The organism is Actinoplanes sp. G11-F43 (genome assembly GCF_050589265.1).
Lineage (GTDB): Bacteria > Actinomycetota > Actinomycetes > Mycobacteriales > Micromonosporaceae > Actinoplanes.
Window position 1 is genome coordinate 1 of record NZ_JBNZCE010000060.1, and the last position, 17,445, is coordinate 17,445.

Sequence of the window (17,445 nt, forward strand, 5' to 3'; positions counted from 1 at the left end):
CGGCAAGGTCCAAACTCGGTTCTGCGGCCATCGCAGGTCTCTCCTTCGTGATCTTCGAACAATCCGAAGGATCTGCGGTGGCCGCCTCGTTCATCCCGGAAAGTCCAGGTCATACACCACTTCGGTGGACGTGACCAGGCGGGGGAAAATCCTCCAAGATCTGTGTAGTTGGGCGAGGATGGCCCCTGTACGGGATCGCTGCAAAGGTTTCTGGCGACCGAAATAAGGTGCATTGCGGCATAAACAATTACGATCGTGGTTAAGTGGCGCCAGCACGAGGGACCGACTGCGGCTGAGGAGAGAGGCTCAATCCGGCCACCGGCCACTGGCCACCGGGCACCGGCCACCGGGCACCGGCCACCGGGCACCGGCCACCGGGCACCGGCCACCGGGCACCGGCCATCGGGCACCGGCCATCGGGCATCTGCCATCGGCCACCGGGCATCGGGCACCGGTATCGGGCGCCGGGCGCCGGGCGCCGGGCGCAGGGCACCGACCACCGGGCATTGGGTGACGGGCATTGGGTGACGGGCATTGGGTGACGGGCATGGGGTGACGGGGGTTGGGGTTGGGGGTGGGGGTGGCAGCATGGGTGGATGCGTGACGAGCAGCGCCTGTCGACTCGGACGTTCGAGTCGCGGGCCTTTGCCCGGCGGGTCGACGTGGTGATGGGTTTGACGGCGCGGTTGAACGCGCTGTCGTTCGACGATCTGGACGGTCGCCGTGGGCTGCTCGCCGAGATCTTCGGACGGTCGGTTCCGGACTCGCTGACCGTTCTGCCGCCGTTCCACTGCGACTACGGTCTGCACACGACCTTCGGTGACCGGGTGTTCATCAACCAGGGCTGCTACCTGCTCGACTTCGGCGGCATCACCATCGGCGACCGGGTCCTGATCGGCCCCCGGGTCACCCTGACCACGGCGGGCCACCCGGTGGACCCCAGCGAACGCTTCGACTACCTCACCCACGCCCCGATAGTCATCGAGGACGACGTCTGGATCGGTGCCGCCGTCACCATCACCCCGGGCGTCACCATCGGCCATGGTTCAACAGTGGGTGCCGGCACCACAGTGGCCACGGACGTCCCCCCGATGAGCGTGGTGACCGGCTCAAGCCACATCACACGGAAACGGATCCCCGAAAGCTGACCGCCGGCCGTCAAGCTCGCATAAGCCCGGAACCCGCGCCGAAGGCCGAAACCACATGCGACCGCGCGCGGTAGCCACAGCACCCCGATATCCGGCGACGAACGGATAATCCCGTACCAGAAGGAACGGTTCTGACGTTTCGGGCCGGGTGCTAATCGGAAGCGGGCATGTAATCCTGAAGGGAGGCCGGAGTCAGCCCGGCCCGGTGAATGGCCTTGAGAGCGGAGACGAAATCATCCCGGAACGCCTCCCGGAAATGCATCAGGATGATGTCGCCCGGCTTCACCCCCTTGGGGCCCTGATAGCGCACCTTCCCCTTGTGCACGGTCTCGGTCCACATGAAGGCCGCGGTCATCCCGCAGGCCTTGGCCGCCCGCAGCGTGGTGGCGTCCTTGTTGCCGTAGGGCGGGCGGAACAGGGTGGGCCGCCGGACGAACCATTTCTCCAGCTTGTCGGACGAGCCGCAGATCTGTTTCTTCTGGAATTCGAAGGACTTGCCGCGCATGTTCGGATGGCTGATGGTGTGTGATTCGACGACGGCTCCCGCGTCCACCATCGGCCGGAAGTAATCCGGGTCGTCCTTGATCGCGTCGGTGGTCAGGAAGAGGGTGACCGGAACGCCGGCGGCGGCGATCAGTTCCTGCGCCTCCGGCAGTTTCAGGTAGCCGTCGTCGATGGTCAGGAACGCCACTTTCTGATCGGTCGGAATGCGGTGCAGATATTCGACGGAATCGCCGCCGGCCAGGGTGATCGGCTGCGGGGTGGGCGGGTCGGCGAAATCGGGGATGCCGTGTCTGGCGCGCAGTGCGGACCGGTCGGCGTTCGTGGTCGCGGTGGACTCGGCCGGGCCGGACGACGACGCCGATGGGGCGGGTGACACCCAGTCCGGCGGCGCCGGGGTCGAGCAGGCGGCCAACGTCAGGACCACTCCGGTTACCGACAGCGCACGAACGAGCCTCGCATTCCACACCCACCTGATCCTGCTAGATGACGTCAAGCGCCTCAGCGCAGTCGCTTGACCAGCCCGATCGTCTCCAGCTTGGCGCGCCCGAGCAGGCCCGGCCCGGTGATCGCCTCGGAACGGAGCGATTGCGGAGTGTCATCGTTACGGACGGTGAAGCGCGGCTGGAGCCAGGACGATCCGCGGGCCGGCCGGCGGTCGCTGGTGAAGACGCGGGTGTAGCCGAGCCGCCGCATCCGGGTGAGCAGTTCGCGGTCGTAGCGGCCGAGCGGGCACGCCGCCGTGCCGGCGTCGACGCCGGTGACCTTGGTGAGGATCTCCCGGGCGGCCACCAGTTCCTCGTCGGCCTCCGCCGGGGACAGGCCGCGCCACGGGATGTGCCGCATGCCGTGGGTGCCGATCGTCATGCCGTGCCGGTGCAGCAGCCGCACCTCGTCGTCGCCGAGGCTTCCCGGGCTGTCCAGGCGGCCGGCGAGCACGAAGAAGTCGGCGGTGAGCCCGCGGTCGAGCAGGGCGGGCAGGCCGTACTCGACGTCCGAGGTGTTGCTGTCGTCGAAGCTGATCCGCAGCCCCGGCCAGTCCCGGATCTCGTCGAGGACGGCCTCGAACAGTTCCGGGCTGATCCAGTAGCGGTCCTCGCCGGGTTCCAGCTCCCGTCCCGGGGTGCCGATGCCGTGGAAGCAGACGTTCAGGATGCTCATCAGGTCCTCGATGACTCGTCGCGGGCCCAGGCGTCCGCGGGGGTGGCCCGGCGTGCCGACCAGGCGGCCAGCGCGGTGATCGCGACGTAGCAGACCGCGGCCGGGGCCAGCCAGGGGTGGGGGAGCACCACGTCCCGCAGCCAGGACGAGCGGTCGGCGGCCCGGACTCCGACGGTGATCTCACCGCGGGCGGCGGCCGCGCGCATCGCGGTGTTGCCGGCCCGGACCCGGACCAGGCGGCGGACCAGGTCGGCGGTGCGGCGCGGGGTCGAGATCATCGAGGTGTACGCGTCCAGGTGCGCCTTCTCCTCGCGACTGAACTGGGAGTCGAGGTAGAGGTCGTCGGCGACCAGTTCGGGGAACCGGCCGAACCGGGCCCGTCCCTTCTCCGACACCGCCACCACGCCCCGCCCGAACAGCCCGTCCCGCAGCACCGGCAGCCGCCCGTGGATCGCGTAGTAGGCGCGGACCAGCACCGGCCGCCCGGTGACGTCGAGTTCCCGGCCGACGGTGGCGGCCGGCGCCGCTTCCAGGGCGGTGGCCAGCGACCGGACCGCCGCGCCGGTCAGCACCACATCGGCGTCCAGGTAGACGCGGGGGAATCCGACGGCCACGTCGTCGCCGGCGTTCAGCGCCCCGGTCTTCCCGGCCACCGGCAGGTCCAGCACCCGGACCCCGGGCCGGGACGAGGCCACCGCGACGGTGTCGTCGGTGCAGCCGTTGGCGACCACGGTGATGTCGAACTCGCCGGGCGCGGCCCCGTCCAGGAGCGCGTCCAGGCAGCGCCCGATGACCGCCGCCTCGTTGTGGGCGGCGATGACGACGCTGGTCATCCCTGCTTCTCTCCGGTCCGGGCGGTGTCGTCGGCGGCCGTCCGCTGCCGGGGGACGCGCACCGGCAGGCGTTTGGCGAGGAGACGCTGGAAGACCGCGGCGTACGGCCCGGCCTGGTGCTCCCAGGAGAGCAGTCCGAGGAACCGTTCGCGGCCGAGCTTGCTCATCTGCCGCCGCCGGTCCGGGTCGTCGAGCAGTGCGTCGATCGCCTCGGCGAACTCCTCCGGGGTGCCGGCCGGCACATACGCCCCGGCGTCGCCCAGGGTGGCCCGGGTCTCGGTCAGGTCGGCGGCGATCACCGGCAGGCCACGGCCCACGTACTCGACGGTCTTCGCCATCGTCGACAGGTCGTTCATCCGGGTCGGCAGGTCGGGCTGGACGGCGACGGTGGCTTCGCGCAGCAGGGTGTCGACGGCCGGCCCGTCCAGCCAGCCGGTGAGTTCGACGACGTCCCCGACACCGAGTTCGGTGATCAGCCGGCGGACCGACGGCATGCTCTCGCCGTCCCCGGCCAGGATCACCTTCCAGCCGTCCCGGCCGCGCCGGCGGGCCAGCTCGGCGGCCGCCGACACCACCCCTTCGACGTTGTCCTGGGGGCCGAAGACGCCCAGGTAGACGATGCGGTGCAGGCCGTCGTCCGGAGTGTCGCCGGAGGAGATCTCCCGGGCGGCCGGGCCGTTGCGGACCACGGTCACCTTGTCCGGGTCGACACCGCGCCGGACCGCGTTGGCCTTGAACGACTCGTTGGTGGCGACCACCTCGGTGGCGGTGCGCAGGGTGAGCCATTCCATGGCGACGAGCAGGCGCATCGCCCACCGGTTCGGGGTCTGGCCGGCCCCGACCCGGGAGGCGTACACCTCCGGGCACAGGTCGTGGTGGTCGAAGACCCACGGCCGGCCGATGGCGCGCAGCAGCAGGGCGAGCGGCCAGTAGACGTCCGGCGGGTTGCAGACCTGGACGGCGTGGGCGCGCCCGGCCAGCACCTCGCCGATCAGCCGGACCGCGATGCAGAGGAAGGACCAGGCGAACTCGACGGCGAAGGTCAGCACCCCACTGCCGTAGATCTTCACCGGGTACGGCTTGAGCCGGGTGTTCCGGCTGCCCGGCAGCACACGCAGGCTCTTGTCACCACGGGGTGCGATGACGGTGACGTCGAACCCCTTCTCCTCCAGGGTGAGGCACTCCCGGATGACCCGGCGGTCCCGTTCGGCGGGCAGGTTGGCGATCAGGATCGTGACGTGTGGGTTCCCGGGCATGGTCTCGACCGTCTCCTTTGGTCACTCGCCGAACGCAGTGACAGTGCTGGATCGAACGGGCACCGGCAACCGGCCGTCCGGACGGCCCTGCGTCATACGTTTCCCGGGGATGTCACGGATGCGGGTAAATCCGGAATCATGTGCTCGTCAGGGAACGTGAGAAATGTCCGTACCCAAGTCGCAGGTATTGATGGCTTTTGACGTAAATTGAAGATCCACAAAGGAGTCCTCAGTGGAATGTGAATGAGTTTGTCGGCTTTGCGACAGGCGCCGATTGTCCGTCTTCTGATGCCCTCCCGGTCGGTTGCCTATGATCGGTCGCAGGTAGACACTGGGCCCTGCGCTGCCGGCTCGCCAATCGCGTCGTGAGGTCGGCGAAACGACCCGTTGACGAGAGGGAAACCGTGGACCTGTGGGACCTCACCCGGCTGCTGCTGCGCCGGTGGTATTTCGCCGTCCCGTTGCTCATGGCATCGGTCGCGGCTGTGGTCCTGGCCGCCCAGAACGTGTCACCCGACTACAAGTCGATGGGCTACATGCAGCTGATCCCGGCGCCCAGCAGCGGCAAACCGGTCAACCCGAACGCCAAGCCCCGCCCGGTCAACCCGTGGCTCGGCCTCGGATTCGCCGCCCTCGGCAACGCCGCCTCGCTGACCGTCACCAACCCGACCACCCTCGAACAGCTCGCCAAGGAGGGCTACTCGGACAGCATCACGGTCATCCTCAACGACCGCACCCCGCTGTTCGAGATCGAGGTGGTCGGCGACACCAGGGAACAGGCCGCCGCCACCACGCAGAAGATCATCAAGATGCTGCAGGACGACATCCAGGCCAAACAGACGCAGTACAAGGCGATGGAAGAGGACACCATCACCACTCTGGTGATCAACGACGGTGGCGCCCCCGAGCAGGACAGCGGCACCCGGAAACGGGTGCTCATCGTGGCCGCCGGGGTGGGCGTGCTGCTGACCACCGCGTGCACCATCGCCCTCGACTACTGGCTGCGCCGCCGGGCCGAGCGGAAGGCCGCCAAGGCCGCCGCCACCGTCGTCGGGGCCGCTGCCGCCTCGTCTGCCTCACCTGCCTCGTCCGTCTCGCCGGCCTCGCCCGCCTCTCCTGCCGAGCCGGAGCACGGGTCCAAGGAGACCTACGGCGAACAGACCCAGGTGATCAAGCCGCCGGTGGCCCGCAAGAACAACGTCTACAGCAGCGAACGCCGCCCCGACGACCAGCGCAAACGCGCACCCCGGCAGCGGGCCTCGGCCGACGCCCCGCTGGACTCGACGGTGGTGCTGCCCTCGACACACCAGTCACGCCGCTCCTGAGCACCAGCCATGACGGCACCCACGCTGCACCACCCGGTCGATCTCGAACCGTCGCTGATCGCCCCCGGCACCTACACCTCCCGGCGCCTGCGGGTCCGCCTCGACGTGGCCGGCGTCATCTGCCTGCTGCTCTGCCTGCTCTACATGCTGCCGGCCACCCTGATCGTGCCCGGCCTGACCTTCGCCGGCCGGCCCGCGCTGGTGCTGGCCCTGGCCCTGTTCGCCTGGTGGGCACTCGCCCGGCTGAGCCCCACCCTGCTGATGATCGGCCCGCAGCCGCTGCGCTGGGCCGCCCTGTTCTACCTGCTGTCGATCCTGGCGTCCTGCATCGCCGGGATGCTGCGCGGCCTGCCCACCCTGGAAGCCAACGGCCAGACCTTCACCATCCTGATCACCTTCCAGTTCCTCGGCCTGATCCTGATGGCCGCCGACGGTATCGCCAACTGGGCCCGCCTGCGCAAGGTCATCCAGGTGCTGGTCTGGGCGGCCGCGTTCATGGCCGCGGTCGGGCTGATCCAATCACTGTTCGAGTACGACGTCGCCCAGCACCTGGTCGTCCCCGGCCTCGAACTCAAATCCGACCTGGCCGACTTCCAGAAACGGGGCGAAGGCCTGTTCCGGGTGGCCGGCACCGCCACCCACTACATCGAGTTCAGCACCGTACTCGCCATGGCGGTGCCGTTCGGCCTGCACTTCGCCCGCTTCGCCAAGAGCCGGGCCAGCCGCGCCCTGTTCACCGTGCTCACCCTGACCATCGCGGTCGCCATCCCGATCGCCATCTCCCGGACCGGCGTCGTCGCCCTCGCCGTCGCCTTCCTGGTGATGTTCGTGACTGCGTGGAACTGGCGGGTCCGCTACAACCTGGGCGTCATCACGATCGCCGTCCTCGGCGCCATGACAGTCGTCCGGCCCGGCCTGCTCGGAACCCTCAAATCGATGTTCCTGTGGGTCGACGCCGACCCCAGCATCGAAGGGCGCACCAAGGACTACGAATACATCTCGCACTGGTTCTCCCAGCGCCCATGGCTGGGCCGCGGCCCCGGCACCCTCATCCCCGACCTGTACATCATCCTCGACAACCAGTGGCTCTACACGCTGGTCACCGGCGGCATCATCGGCGTCCTGGCACTGGCGGCCCTGCACATCACCTGCATCGCGCTGGCCGCGATCGCCCTGCGCCGCTCCCGTACCGAGGAGGACCGGCACCTGTGCGCGGCCCTGATCGCCACCCAGGTCCTGGCGATCGTGGTGGGTGGCACCTTCGACTCGCTGGGCTTCACCACGTTCGCGTTCACGCTGGCCGCGTTGTCGGGTTTGTGCGGCGCGGTCTGGCGGTTCACCCACCCCCGCCGAACAGTCCGAACCTCCACAGTCCGCCGAATCCTCGGCAAACCCCCAACCTGACCCACCCGCCGGTACGGCCCCGTCCGGTGACCGGGGCCCGCCCGCCGGAAGTCGGCACGGGGTGTGGTGGTGCCGGTTGTGTGGTGACTTGTGGTGGTAAATGCGCCGGAAGTCGGCACGCGGTTGGCGGGGGCCGCTGGGTGCGCACGGTTCCCGGTTCGTGTGCGGGGTTTGGTGTCCTGGCCCGGCGGCGTCGCACACACGCTGGCCCGTGAGCGTATGCCGGGCCCGGGATGCCGTTGGGAGCACCCGATCCGGCAGTGTGTGCGCTGGCCGGGGTGAAAACCGCAGCTCGGGTTTGGTCGCGGCACCGGTTCGGTTCGCGCCCGGCGGTGGCCCTCCGCCACGGGCTTCCACCTGGTCCTCCGCGACAAGGTCTGCCACAGGGCCGGCGACACGGTGCGTGACAAGGTCTGCCACAGGGTGCGTGACACGGTGTGCCGCACGGTGCGTGACACGGTGTGCCGCAGGATTTCTGACGCGGTCCGCCATGCGGTCCGCCACACGGTCTGTGATGGGCCCGCGATGGGGTCGGTGTTCCCGGTGGCCTCCCGGTCTCAGGGCCGTGCGGGATGTCCGCGGCATCGGGGCTAGCCGCATTCGGTGATCTTCTTTACCTCCTTCTTGATGCGGCCGGTGGCCCAGTCATAGGTGACCAGGGCGTTGCCGGACCATTCGTCGATTTCGCCGCACGTCACCTCTACCGGGCCGTACGCGGGGGTGCCCTGGACGATCTTGTTGCCGGTGACCGAGGTGAACGGGCCGCCGGTCAGGCGCAGCGAGTAGCCGCCGCCGGCCAGCAGGTTGTCGTCGATGGCTCCGCCGTTGTTGCCCTGGCCCGCGGGGATGAAGACGGGGGCGGTCGGGCAGTCGTCGAGGCGCTGGTCGATGGTGTTGTGGCGGAGGGTGATCGGCGGGCCGCCGTAGCCCTGGATGCCGTCGCCGTGCGGGTCCTCGCTGGCGCACAGGCCGGGTGGCACGGCCAGCTGCACGAACGAGTCCTCGATCAGGATCGGGCCGAAGTTGGCGCTGCCGCTGCCGCCGGCCCGGAAACCCTCGATCCGGTTCACGATCTTGCAGCGGCGGCAGGTGAACGAGGCGGTGCCGATCGCGTATTCGCCGCTGGTGGTGAACTCCTGGCCGGGCGGGTTGACCGCCTCCAAGCCGATCATGGTCAGAGGGCCGTAGATGCGGTCGCCGATGAAGTTGTCGACTTTGCCGTACACCCGGGTGTTGCGGATCGTCACGTTGTCGGCCTGCACGGTGATGCTCCCGGTCACGAGGTGGTCCTCGATGACGGTGCCGGCCTTGGTGATCTTCAGGTCGCCGTCGACGGTCTTGCGCGGGGTCCAGCCGGCCGGCACCCCGGTGCAGGCCGGGGTGGGGTAGGCGGGGAGTGCGCAACTTCCGCCGCCGCCGGCGGGGGCGGGACTGGACGGTGCCGGTTTGGCGCTCAGCGGTGGCACCGCCGGGGCCGGGCCGAGGGAGGGCGGCGTCGACCGCGGTGACGCCGGTGGAGCGGAGGCCGGCGGAGTGGAGGCCGTGGGTGCGGTGGGCGGTGGGGCGGCTCCGGTCGACGAGGCCGGCCGGAGCCGGTAGGCGGCGGCGCCGGCGGACGCGGCGAGCACCGCCGCGGCGACCACGGCGATGGGTATCCAGCGGCGGCGGCGTCGATGTCCACCGGGTGTTCTCGGATCGTTCACGACGCTAGTCCCCTCCGGCGTCAATTCGGATCTTGAATGGTGGGACCGAGGAGCTGGTCGGATCTTGGAAACGGTCACCGATCGACAACACTAAAGGGATTCACCGCCGCCGTGCGCAAGAGTGATGCCGCGATCGGCTCATTTTCCCACCCGTTCAGTCGGTTCCGTCCGCTGTGGACCGGATGAAAGGGTTCCCACGGGCAAGTGACGGAAATCCGGCAGTCCTCGAAGGGGGCGGATTCCGCGCGGTACGGTCCACGGACCGCCGATGGTGAAAGGACATCCGCATTGACCCCCACCTTTGTGTGTTCCACCGGCACCGGGTCGAGGGCCTGACGATGGGTGTCCGCGTGACGCCGGTGACCGGCGGCGAGATCAGGGCTGTGGCCGAGTTCCTGCACACCCACCTCAACTCCCGGGTGCCCGTCGAGGACTGGATCCGGGCCGTCGACGTGCCGTGGAAGGTGGACGCCCCGGACCACGGGCTGATGCTTACCGACGACTCCGGTGCGGTGGTGGGCGCGCTGCTCGCCTTCTACTCGGAGCGGGAGATCGGCGGGCGCACCGAGCGGTTCTGCAACCTGGGCGCCTGGTGTGTGCTCCCGGAGTACCGCTTCCACGGCCTCAAGCTGCTGAAGACGATGCTGTCCCGGCCGGGCTACCACTTCACCGACCTGTCGCCGAGCGGCAACGTGGTGCCGATCAACACCCGGCTCGGGTTCCGGTTCCTGGACACCACGACCGCCCTGATCCCGAACCTGCCGTGGCCGGGCCGGGCCACCAGCGACCCGGAGCGGATCCGGCGCGCGCTGACCGGCCCCGACCTGGCCCGCTATCTGGATCACGCGGATGCCCCGGCGGCCCGGCACGTGCTGCTGACCGATCGCCACGGGGCGTGCCTGGTGACGTACCGCCGCGATCGCCGTAAGGGTCTGCCGCTGTTCGCCTCGATCCTGCACGTCAGCGATCCGGTGGCGTTCCGGCGGATGCGCCGGCGTTTCCACGGCCATCTGCTGCTGCGCCACGGGGTGCCGCTGACGCTGGCCGAGACCCGGGTGACCGGTCCCCGCCCGGCGCTGTCGGTGCGGCTCACGGCACCGCGCCGCAAGATGTTCCGCAGCGACTCGCTGGGCCCGGAGCACGTCGACTACCTCTACAGCGAGCTGGTCAGCCTCAACTGGTAAAGGATACGAAAGGCACCATGCGCACCAGACTGCACGAGATCGTCGCGGACGCCGCCGCCCGCCGGGGTGACGCGCCCGCTCTGACCTTCGGCGACCGGACGCTGGACTACGAGGAACTCGGGCGGGGGATGTCCCGGGTCGCGGGCGGCCTGTGCCGGCTGGGCCTGAGACCGGGCGAGCGGGTGGCGATCTGGGCCGAGAAACGGCTGGAGACGGTCGAGGCGATCTTCGGTGTCTCGGCGGCCGGCGGGGTCTTCGTGCCGGTCAACCCGCTGTCGAAGGTGAAGCAGGTGGGGCACATCCTGGCCGACTGCACGGCCCGGGTGCTGATCACCACGCCGGAGCGGTACGAGCTGATCCGCGACGAGCTGGAGCAGCTCAAGTCGGTGGAGCACGTGATCGTGATCGGCGACCCGTCCTGGGACGACCTGGCCGGTGACGACGCCCCGCATCAGGGGCCGGACGTCGACGTGGCGGCCATCCTCTACACCTCCGGCAGCACCGGCAGCCCGAAGGGTGTGGTGCTGTCGCACCGTAATCTGCTGGCCGGTGGCGAGAGCGTCAGCACGTACCTCGGCAATCGCCCGGACGACGTCCTGCTGGCCGCCCTGCCGCTCAGTTTCGACGCCGGGTTCAGCCAGTTGACCACCGCGTTCACCGTCGGCGCGCACGTGGTTCTGATGAACTACCTGTTCGCCCGGGACGTGGTGAAACTCTGTGCGAAGCACCGGGTGACCGGCCTGACCTGTGTCGCCCCGCTGTGGCTGCAGCTGGCCGGGCAGAACTGGACCGAGGAGGCGACCCGGAGCCTGCGCTACTTCGCCAACACCGGCGGCCGGATGCCGAAGGCCACTCTGGAGACGCTGCGCGGGCACTTCCCACAAGCCAGACCCTTCCTGATGTACGGGCTGACCGAGGCCTTCCGCAGCACCTATCTGGATCCGGCCGAGGTGGACCGCCGCCCGGACTCGATCGGCAAGGCCATTCCCAACGCCGAGATCCTGGTGCTGCGCCCGGACGGCACCCCTACCGACCCGGGTGAGGAGGGCGAGCTGGTGCACCGGGGCGCCCTGGTGGCGCTCGGCTACTGGAACGATCCGCAGCGCACCGCCGAACGGTTCCGGCCGTTGCCGGGGCGGGAGGGCCGGCTCGTACCGGAGATCGTGGTCTTCTCCGGGGACACGGTGATCCGTGACGCGGACGGCTTCCTCTACTTCGTGGGCCGCGCCGACGACATGATCAAGACGTCCGGCTACCGGGTCAGCCCGACCGAGATCGAAGAGGTGGCGTACGACAGCGGCCTGGTCGGCGACGCGGTCGCGCTGGGCCTGCCGGACGACACCCTGGGCCAGAAGGTGGTGCTGGTGGCCAGCCCGCCGGACGGCGCCGAGCTGGATCCGGCCGCGCTGACCGCGGTGTTCAAGCGGGAGCTGCCGCTCTACATGGTGCCCCGCGAGATCGTGGTGCGGCCCGGTCTGCCCCGATCCCCGAACGGCAAGTTCGACCGCACTCTGATCCGCCAGGAGCTGACCGCGTGACCACTCATTCGACGGCGGCCGCCTTCGGCCGGCAGGACGGACGGCTCAGCGTCGGCGGGGTGCCGGTGGACCGGCTGGCCGAGCGGGTCGGTTCGACACCCTTCTTCGCGTACGACCGGCAGCTGCTCACCGACCGGATCGCACTGCTGCGGGCCACGCTGCCGGACCAGGTCAAGCTGAGTTACGCGGTGAAGGCGAACCCGATGCCGGCCGTGGTGCAGCACCTGGCCGGGCTGGTCGACGGCCTGGACGTGGCGTCGGCGCTGGAGATGCGGACGGCGCTGGACACCACGGTGCCCCCGGACCGGATCAGTTTCGCCGGGCCGGGCAAGACCGACGCCGAGTTGCGCCAGGCGATCGCCGCCGGGGTGACGATCGAGATGGAGTCGGAGAGCGAGGCGGAGCGAACGGGGGCGCTGGGCCGGGCGTTGGGAGTGCGACCCCGGGTTGCGGTTCGGGTCAACCCGGACTTCGCGGTCAAGGGCTCCGGCATGCGGCTGGGCGGTGGCCCGCAGCAGTTCGGGGTGGACTGCGAGCGGGTGCCGGCGCTGCTGAAGGACCTGGAACGGGCCGATCTGGACTTCCTCGGGTTCCACATCTTCGCCGGTTCGCAGAACCTCTACGCGGACAGCCTGATCGAGGCCCAGCGCCGGACCGTCGAACTGGCCGTGCGGCTGGCCGGGGAGTCGCCCCTGCCGGTGCGGTACCTCAATCTCGGCGGGGGCTTCGGTATCCCGTACCACGACAAGGATGTTGAACTCGATCTCGCGGCCGTCGGCGCCAACCTCGCCGACCTGGTCGCCGGGCCGATCCGGGCCGGGCTGCCGCAGGCACGGATCGCGGTCGAGCTGGGCCGCTACATCGTCGGCGAGGCCGGTGTCTACGTGACCCGGGTGGTGGACCGCAAGGAGTCGCGCGGCACCACCTACCTGGTCGTCGACGGCGGCCTGCATCACCAGCTGGCCGCGTCCGGCAACTTCGGCCAGGTGATCCGGCGCAACTATCCGATCGGGGTGGCGGAGCGCATCGACGGTGATCCGGACGAGACGGTGACCGTGGTCGGCTGTCTGTGCACCCCGCTCGACCTGCTCGGCAAGGACGTGTCGCTGCCCCGGGCCGGCGCCGGCGACCTGATCGTGCTGTTCCAGGCCGGCGCGTACGGGCTCACCGCGAGCCCGACCGCCTTCCTCGGGCACCCGGCCCCGGCCGAAGTGCTGTTGTGAAACCCGAACGACCGGAAGGAACCAACGTGAGCGTCACCAGTGCGGAGAACCTGGACGAGGTGCGGGACCTGCTCGTCACGACTCTCGGCATCGAGGACCGGGCCGGCTCGCTGACCGCGTCCAGCCCGCTGCTGGACGGCCTGCCCGAGCTCGACTCGATGGCCGTGCTGGAGATCGTCGCCGGTCTGGAGGAGCGGTTCGGGATCGTCGTCGACGATGACGAGGTGACCGCCGAACTCTTCGAGACGCTCGGCAGCCTGGCGGAGTTCGTCCAGGTGAAGCGGGCCTGACCGTCCATCTTGATCGTTCCCCCGAAAGGGTGAAACGGCGGCGACTGTCGGTCGTCCAATGGGGATGGACGAGCGATGCCGTGGTGCCTGGCTCCCGTTAGCGTCTGGCCGTCATCGGGAGTTATTCGCTTCTTCTTATACAGGGGGCAATCGTGGGGGAGTGGAAGCGGTGATGTCGCGCCGCGCCAGAACCGTGTGGAAGACCGCGGCGGCGGTCACCAGCTGTGTGGTGCTGATGCTCACCACCGGCGGCGTGGGCGGAGCACCCGCCTACGCCGCCGATCCGTGCGTGAACCCGGTCAATCCGATCGTCTGCGAGAACAGCAAGGACGGCGTCTCCTCCGACGAGTGGGACGACATCTGGGGCGCGGGCGACGACACGATCCAGGGCTTCACCACTGAGAGCAGCGTCAACGTCGGGCAGCAGGTCCAGTTCAAGATCAAGGCTGTGGCGGCATACAAGATCGAGATCTACCGCCTGGGCTGGTACGACGGGGACGGCGCCCGCCGCCTCGACACCTTCTCACCCCCGCTGGGCGCGCCCCAGCCGGAGAACTGCGTCACCGACGCGAGCACCGAGATCTACGACTGCGGGAACTGGGCGGTCTCGGCCACCTGGGCGGTGCCGCAGAACACCGTCTCCGGCATCTTCATCGCCAAACTGACGGTCACCGCCGAGGGCGACAACAAGGGCGACACCAGCCAGGTGCCGTTCGTGGTGCGCAACGACGCCAGCACGTCGAAGCTCTACTTCAAGACCTCGGACGCGACCTGGCAGGCGTACAACACGTACGGCGGCTCGAACTTCTACTGGGGTGGGGCACTCGGCCGGGCGCTCAAGGTCAGCTACAACCGGCCGTACGAGACGCGCGGCCTGGCGTACGGGCGCGACTACCTGTTCGCCAACGAGTACCCGATGCTGCGGTTCATCGAGCGCAACGGGTACGACGTCAGCTACTTCACCGACCTGGACGCCGACATCCGCGGCAACCTGATCCGGAACCACGAGGTGTTCCTGTCGGTCGGCCACGACGAGTACTGGTCCGGCCCGCAGCGCGCCAACGTCGAGGCGGCCCGGGACGCCGGGGTGCACCTGGCGTTCTTCAGCGGCAACGAGGTCTACTGGCGGACCCGCTGGGAGCCCAGCGTGGAGGGCTCCAACACGCCCAACCGGACCCTGGTCTGCTACAAGGAGACCTGGGCCGGCAACAAGATCGACCCGTCCGCCGAGTGGACCGGCACCTGGCGTGATCCCCGGTTCACCCCGCCGGCCAGTGGCGGCGGGCAGCCGGAGAACGCGCTGACCGGCACCGCGTACATGTCGAACAACACCGACCTGCCGCTGACCGTGCCGGCCGAGCAGGGCAGGAACCGGTTCTGGCGGCACACCGACGCGGCCACCCAGAGCGCCGGGCAGGAACTGGAGCTGGCCGCGCACACCGTCGGCTACGAGTCGGACGAGGACCTGGACAACGGATTCCGGCCGGAGGGCCTGATCCGGCTCTCCACCACCACCGGCCCGGCCCCGGAATACCTGCGGGACTTCGGCCTGAAGACCACCCCCGGCGAGACCACCCACCACCTGACCTTCCACAAGACGGCCAGTGACGCGCTGGTCTTCGGCGCCGGCACCATCCAGTGGGCGTGGGGCCTGGACGCCGAACACGACGGCAACGTCGACGACACCCCGGCCGACCCGGTGATCCAGCAGGCCACCGTCAACCTTTTCGCCGACATGGGCGTGCAGCCGGCCACCCTGGAATCGCACCTGGTGGCCACCGACGAGTCCGGCGACGCCATCGCGCCGACCGCCACGTTCACCTCGCCGGCCGCCGGAACCACGGTGACCAACGGCGCGAAGGTGACCGTCGAGGGCACCGCCACCGACCTGGGCGGCGGCCGGGTCGCCGGGGTCGAGGTCTCCACCGACGACGGCGAGACCTGGCATCCGGCCACCGGCACCGCGTCGTGGAGCTACGAGTTCTACGCCGAGGGCGCGGCCGTGCAGCTGCTGCGGGCCCGCGCGGTCGACGACAGCGGCAACATCGGCACCAGCACCGACCTGCTCCCCCTGGCCCTGGACGGCCCGAGCACGCTGTTCGGCAGGCGGGTGCCGCAGGTGCCGGTCGCCGACGACGGCTCGTCGGTCACCCTCGGCACCCGGTTCACCCCGACCACCGACGGCACCGTCACCGGCGTGCGGTTCTACAAGGGCGCCGGCAACACCGGCACGCACACCGGCACCGTCTGGACCGAGTCCGGTGAGCAGTTGCGCACCGGTACCTTCACCAACGAGACCAGCACCGGCTGGCAACGGCTCAAATTCACCAAACCCCTGAAAGTCACCAAGAACACCACGTACGTGGTCGGCTACCACGCGCCCAACGGCCGGTACGCCGCCGACGAGCGGTTCTTCAGCGCCGCCGACTGGGTGTCCGGACCGCTGACCGCACCCCGCGGCGCGGCGGCCGGCAGCAACGGCGTCTTCCGCTCCGGCAAGGGTTTCCCGGTGGTCGAGTCGTCGGTGGACGCCAACTACTACGTCGACGTCACCTTCGTCGACGGGGAGACCGCGGCACCGGTGGTGCTCACCTCGTCACCGGAGGAGGGCGAGATCGGCGTGCCACTGGACTCCGAGCCGGTGGCGGTCTTCTCCAAGCCGCTCAACCCGTCCAGCATCCAGTTCACCCTGAAACGCCCGGACGGCACACCCGTCGCCGGTTCGGTCGACTACGACGCCGACACCCGGTCGGCGACGTTCGACCCGGCCGCCGACCTGAACACCGCCGTCACCTACACGGCCCGGGTCACCGCCCAGGACCAGCAGGGCGCCGCCAGCGCCCCGGTCGAGTGGACGTTCACCACCACGCCGTACGACCAGGTGTCCACGATGTTCGCCCCGGACGCCGTGCCGGCCAACGCGTCGTCCGGTGACGGTGACGCGATCACCCTCGGCATGCGGTTCAAACCGACAGTCGCCGGCAAGGTGATCGGGGTCCGGTTCTACAAGGGGCCGGGCAACACCGGAGTGCACACCGGCACGCTGTACGGGCCGGACAACGCCCTGCTGCGCAAGGCCACCTTCGGCACCGAGACCGAGACCGGCTGGCAGTCGGTGCACTTCGCGACACCGGTGACCGTGACGGCCGGGAGCACGTACACCGTCACGTACTGGGCACCGAACGGGAACTACGCCCACGACGGCGGCTACTTCGACCAGGCCCGGACCGCCCCGGACCGGACGATGACCGCGCCCTCCTGGCCCAACGGCGTGTACGCCTACGGCAGCGACACCCTCCCGACGGCCTATTACGGCGCCACCAACTACTGGGTGGATCCGCTGTTCGTGCCGGACGGCCCGCCGCCGCCCGCGGAGCAGCCGGACCCGCCGGCCGGAGCACAGACGATCCTCGGCGCGAACACCCCGTCGGTGGAGAACTTCGACGACAACTCGGCCATCGAGGTCGGCCTGAAGTTCCGCTCCGACGTCGCGGGCAAGGTGCACGGCGTCCGGTTCTGGAAGGGCACCCAGAACACCGGCAGCCACCGGGCCACCCTGTGGACCGCCGGCGGCCAGGAGATCACCTCCGGGACGTTCGAGTACGAGACCGGCTCCGGCTGGCAGACCATGCTCTTCGACACGCCTGTCGACATCGCGGCGGACACCACGTTCGTCGTCTCGTACCGCACCACCAAGGGCTACTACGCGGCCGACCTGAACGCGTTCGCCAACGGGTACGACAACGCGCCCCTGCACGTGCTGCCGGCCGGTGGTGTCTTCACCTACGACGGCGGATTCCCCGCCAACGCGTCCAACCACAACTTCTGGGTCGACGTGTACTTCATCCCGAACAGCTGACCGGTGACCCGGGCCGGTGC

Annotated in this window: 13 protein-coding genes; 8 read left to right on the plus strand and 5 right to left on the minus strand. The window is 69.6% G+C overall.

Annotation, left to right across the window (positions count from 1 at the left end; all coding sequences use genetic code 11):
• Positions 1-596 precede the first annotated feature (596 nt).
• Positions 597-1,148, plus strand: a complete 552-nt coding sequence (locus ACQ0O7_RS42825) for a sugar O-acetyltransferase (RefSeq protein ID WP_430791660.1) — start codon at positions 597-599, stop codon at positions 1,146-1,148.
• 151 nt (positions 1,149-1,299) lie between these two features.
• Here ACQ0O7_RS42825 and ACQ0O7_RS42830 read toward each other — a convergent pair whose 3' ends face one another.
• The 4 genes from ACQ0O7_RS42830 to ACQ0O7_RS42845 form a co-directional block, all read right to left on the minus strand.
• Complete coding sequence (locus ACQ0O7_RS42830; RefSeq protein WP_430791661.1) at positions 1,300-2,076, minus strand: polysaccharide deacetylase family protein; 777 nt, start codon at positions 2,074-2,076, stop codon at positions 1,300-1,302.
• Between the two features lie 74 nt (positions 2,077-2,150).
• Positions 2,151-2,810 (minus strand): polysaccharide deacetylase family protein, encoded by a 660-nt coding sequence (locus ACQ0O7_RS42835; RefSeq protein WP_430791662.1) that lies wholly within the window; start codon positions 2,808-2,810, stop codon positions 2,151-2,153.
• The gene (locus tag ACQ0O7_RS42840) at positions 2,810-3,643 is read right to left on the minus strand and encodes a glycosyltransferase (RefSeq protein ID WP_430791663.1); all 834 of its coding nucleotides are present in this window, start codon (positions 3,641-3,643) and stop codon (positions 2,810-2,812) included. Before ACQ0O7_RS42840 ends, ACQ0O7_RS42835 begins: the two co-directional genes overlap by 1 nt.
• Positions 3,640-4,899: a glycosyltransferase family 4 protein gene (locus ACQ0O7_RS42845; RefSeq protein ID WP_430791664.1), complete on the minus strand. Its 1,260-nt coding sequence runs from the start codon at positions 4,897-4,899 to the stop codon at positions 3,640-3,642. Before ACQ0O7_RS42845 ends, ACQ0O7_RS42840 begins: the two co-directional genes overlap by 4 nt.
• 404 nt (positions 4,900-5,303) lie before the next feature.
• Between ACQ0O7_RS42845 and ACQ0O7_RS42850 the strand changes: the two genes are divergently transcribed.
• Both ACQ0O7_RS42850 and ACQ0O7_RS42855 read left to right on the plus strand, forming a co-directional pair.
• The gene (locus ACQ0O7_RS42850; RefSeq protein WP_430791665.1) at positions 5,304-6,224 is read left to right on the plus strand and encodes a hypothetical protein; all 921 of its coding nucleotides are present in this window, start codon (positions 5,304-5,306) and stop codon (positions 6,222-6,224) included.
• A gap of 9 nt (positions 6,225-6,233) precedes the next feature.
• Positions 6,234-7,628: an O-antigen ligase family protein gene (locus ACQ0O7_RS42855; protein ID WP_430791666.1), complete on the plus strand. Its 1,395-nt coding sequence runs from the start codon at positions 6,234-6,236 to the stop codon at positions 7,626-7,628.
• Positions 7,629-8,218: 590 nt separating this feature from the next.
• Here ACQ0O7_RS42855 and ACQ0O7_RS42860 read toward each other — a convergent pair.
• Entirely contained in the window at positions 8,219-9,331 is a 1,113-nt protein-coding gene (locus ACQ0O7_RS42860) for a hypothetical protein (protein WP_430791667.1), read from the minus strand.
• 350 nt (positions 9,332-9,681) lie between these two features.
• On the opposite strand from ACQ0O7_RS42860, the gene ACQ0O7_RS42865 reads away from it, so the two are divergent.
• The 5 genes from ACQ0O7_RS42865 (at position 9,682) to ACQ0O7_RS42885 (ending at position 17,425) form a co-directional block, all read left to right on the plus strand.
• The gene (locus tag ACQ0O7_RS42865; RefSeq protein WP_430791668.1) at positions 9,682-10,515 is read left to right on the plus strand and encodes a hypothetical protein; all 834 of its coding nucleotides are present in this window, start codon (positions 9,682-9,684) and stop codon (positions 10,513-10,515) included.
• 17 nt (positions 10,516-10,532) lie between these two features.
• Positions 10,533-12,053 carry an acyl-CoA ligase (AMP-forming), exosortase A system-associated gene (locus tag ACQ0O7_RS42870; RefSeq protein WP_430791669.1) on the plus strand — a complete coding sequence of 507 codons (1,521 nt, stop codon included), beginning with the start codon at positions 10,533-10,535 and terminating at the stop codon, positions 12,051-12,053.
• Positions 12,050-13,276: a pyridoxal-dependent decarboxylase, exosortase A system-associated gene (locus ACQ0O7_RS42875; RefSeq protein ID WP_430791670.1), complete on the plus strand. Its 1,227-nt coding sequence runs from the start codon at positions 12,050-12,052 to the stop codon at positions 13,274-13,276. Before ACQ0O7_RS42870 ends, ACQ0O7_RS42875 begins: the two co-directional genes overlap by 4 nt.
• 26 nt (positions 13,277-13,302) lie before the next feature.
• Positions 13,303-13,566: an acyl carrier protein gene (locus tag ACQ0O7_RS42880; RefSeq protein WP_430791671.1), complete on the plus strand. Its 264-nt coding sequence runs from the start codon at positions 13,303-13,305 to the stop codon at positions 13,564-13,566.
• A 172-nt stretch (positions 13,567-13,738) separates the two neighbouring features.
• Entirely contained in the window at positions 13,739-17,425 is a 3,687-nt protein-coding gene (locus tag ACQ0O7_RS42885) for a DUF4082 domain-containing protein (RefSeq protein ID WP_430791672.1), read from the plus strand.
• Positions 17,426-17,445 lie beyond the last annotated feature (20 nt).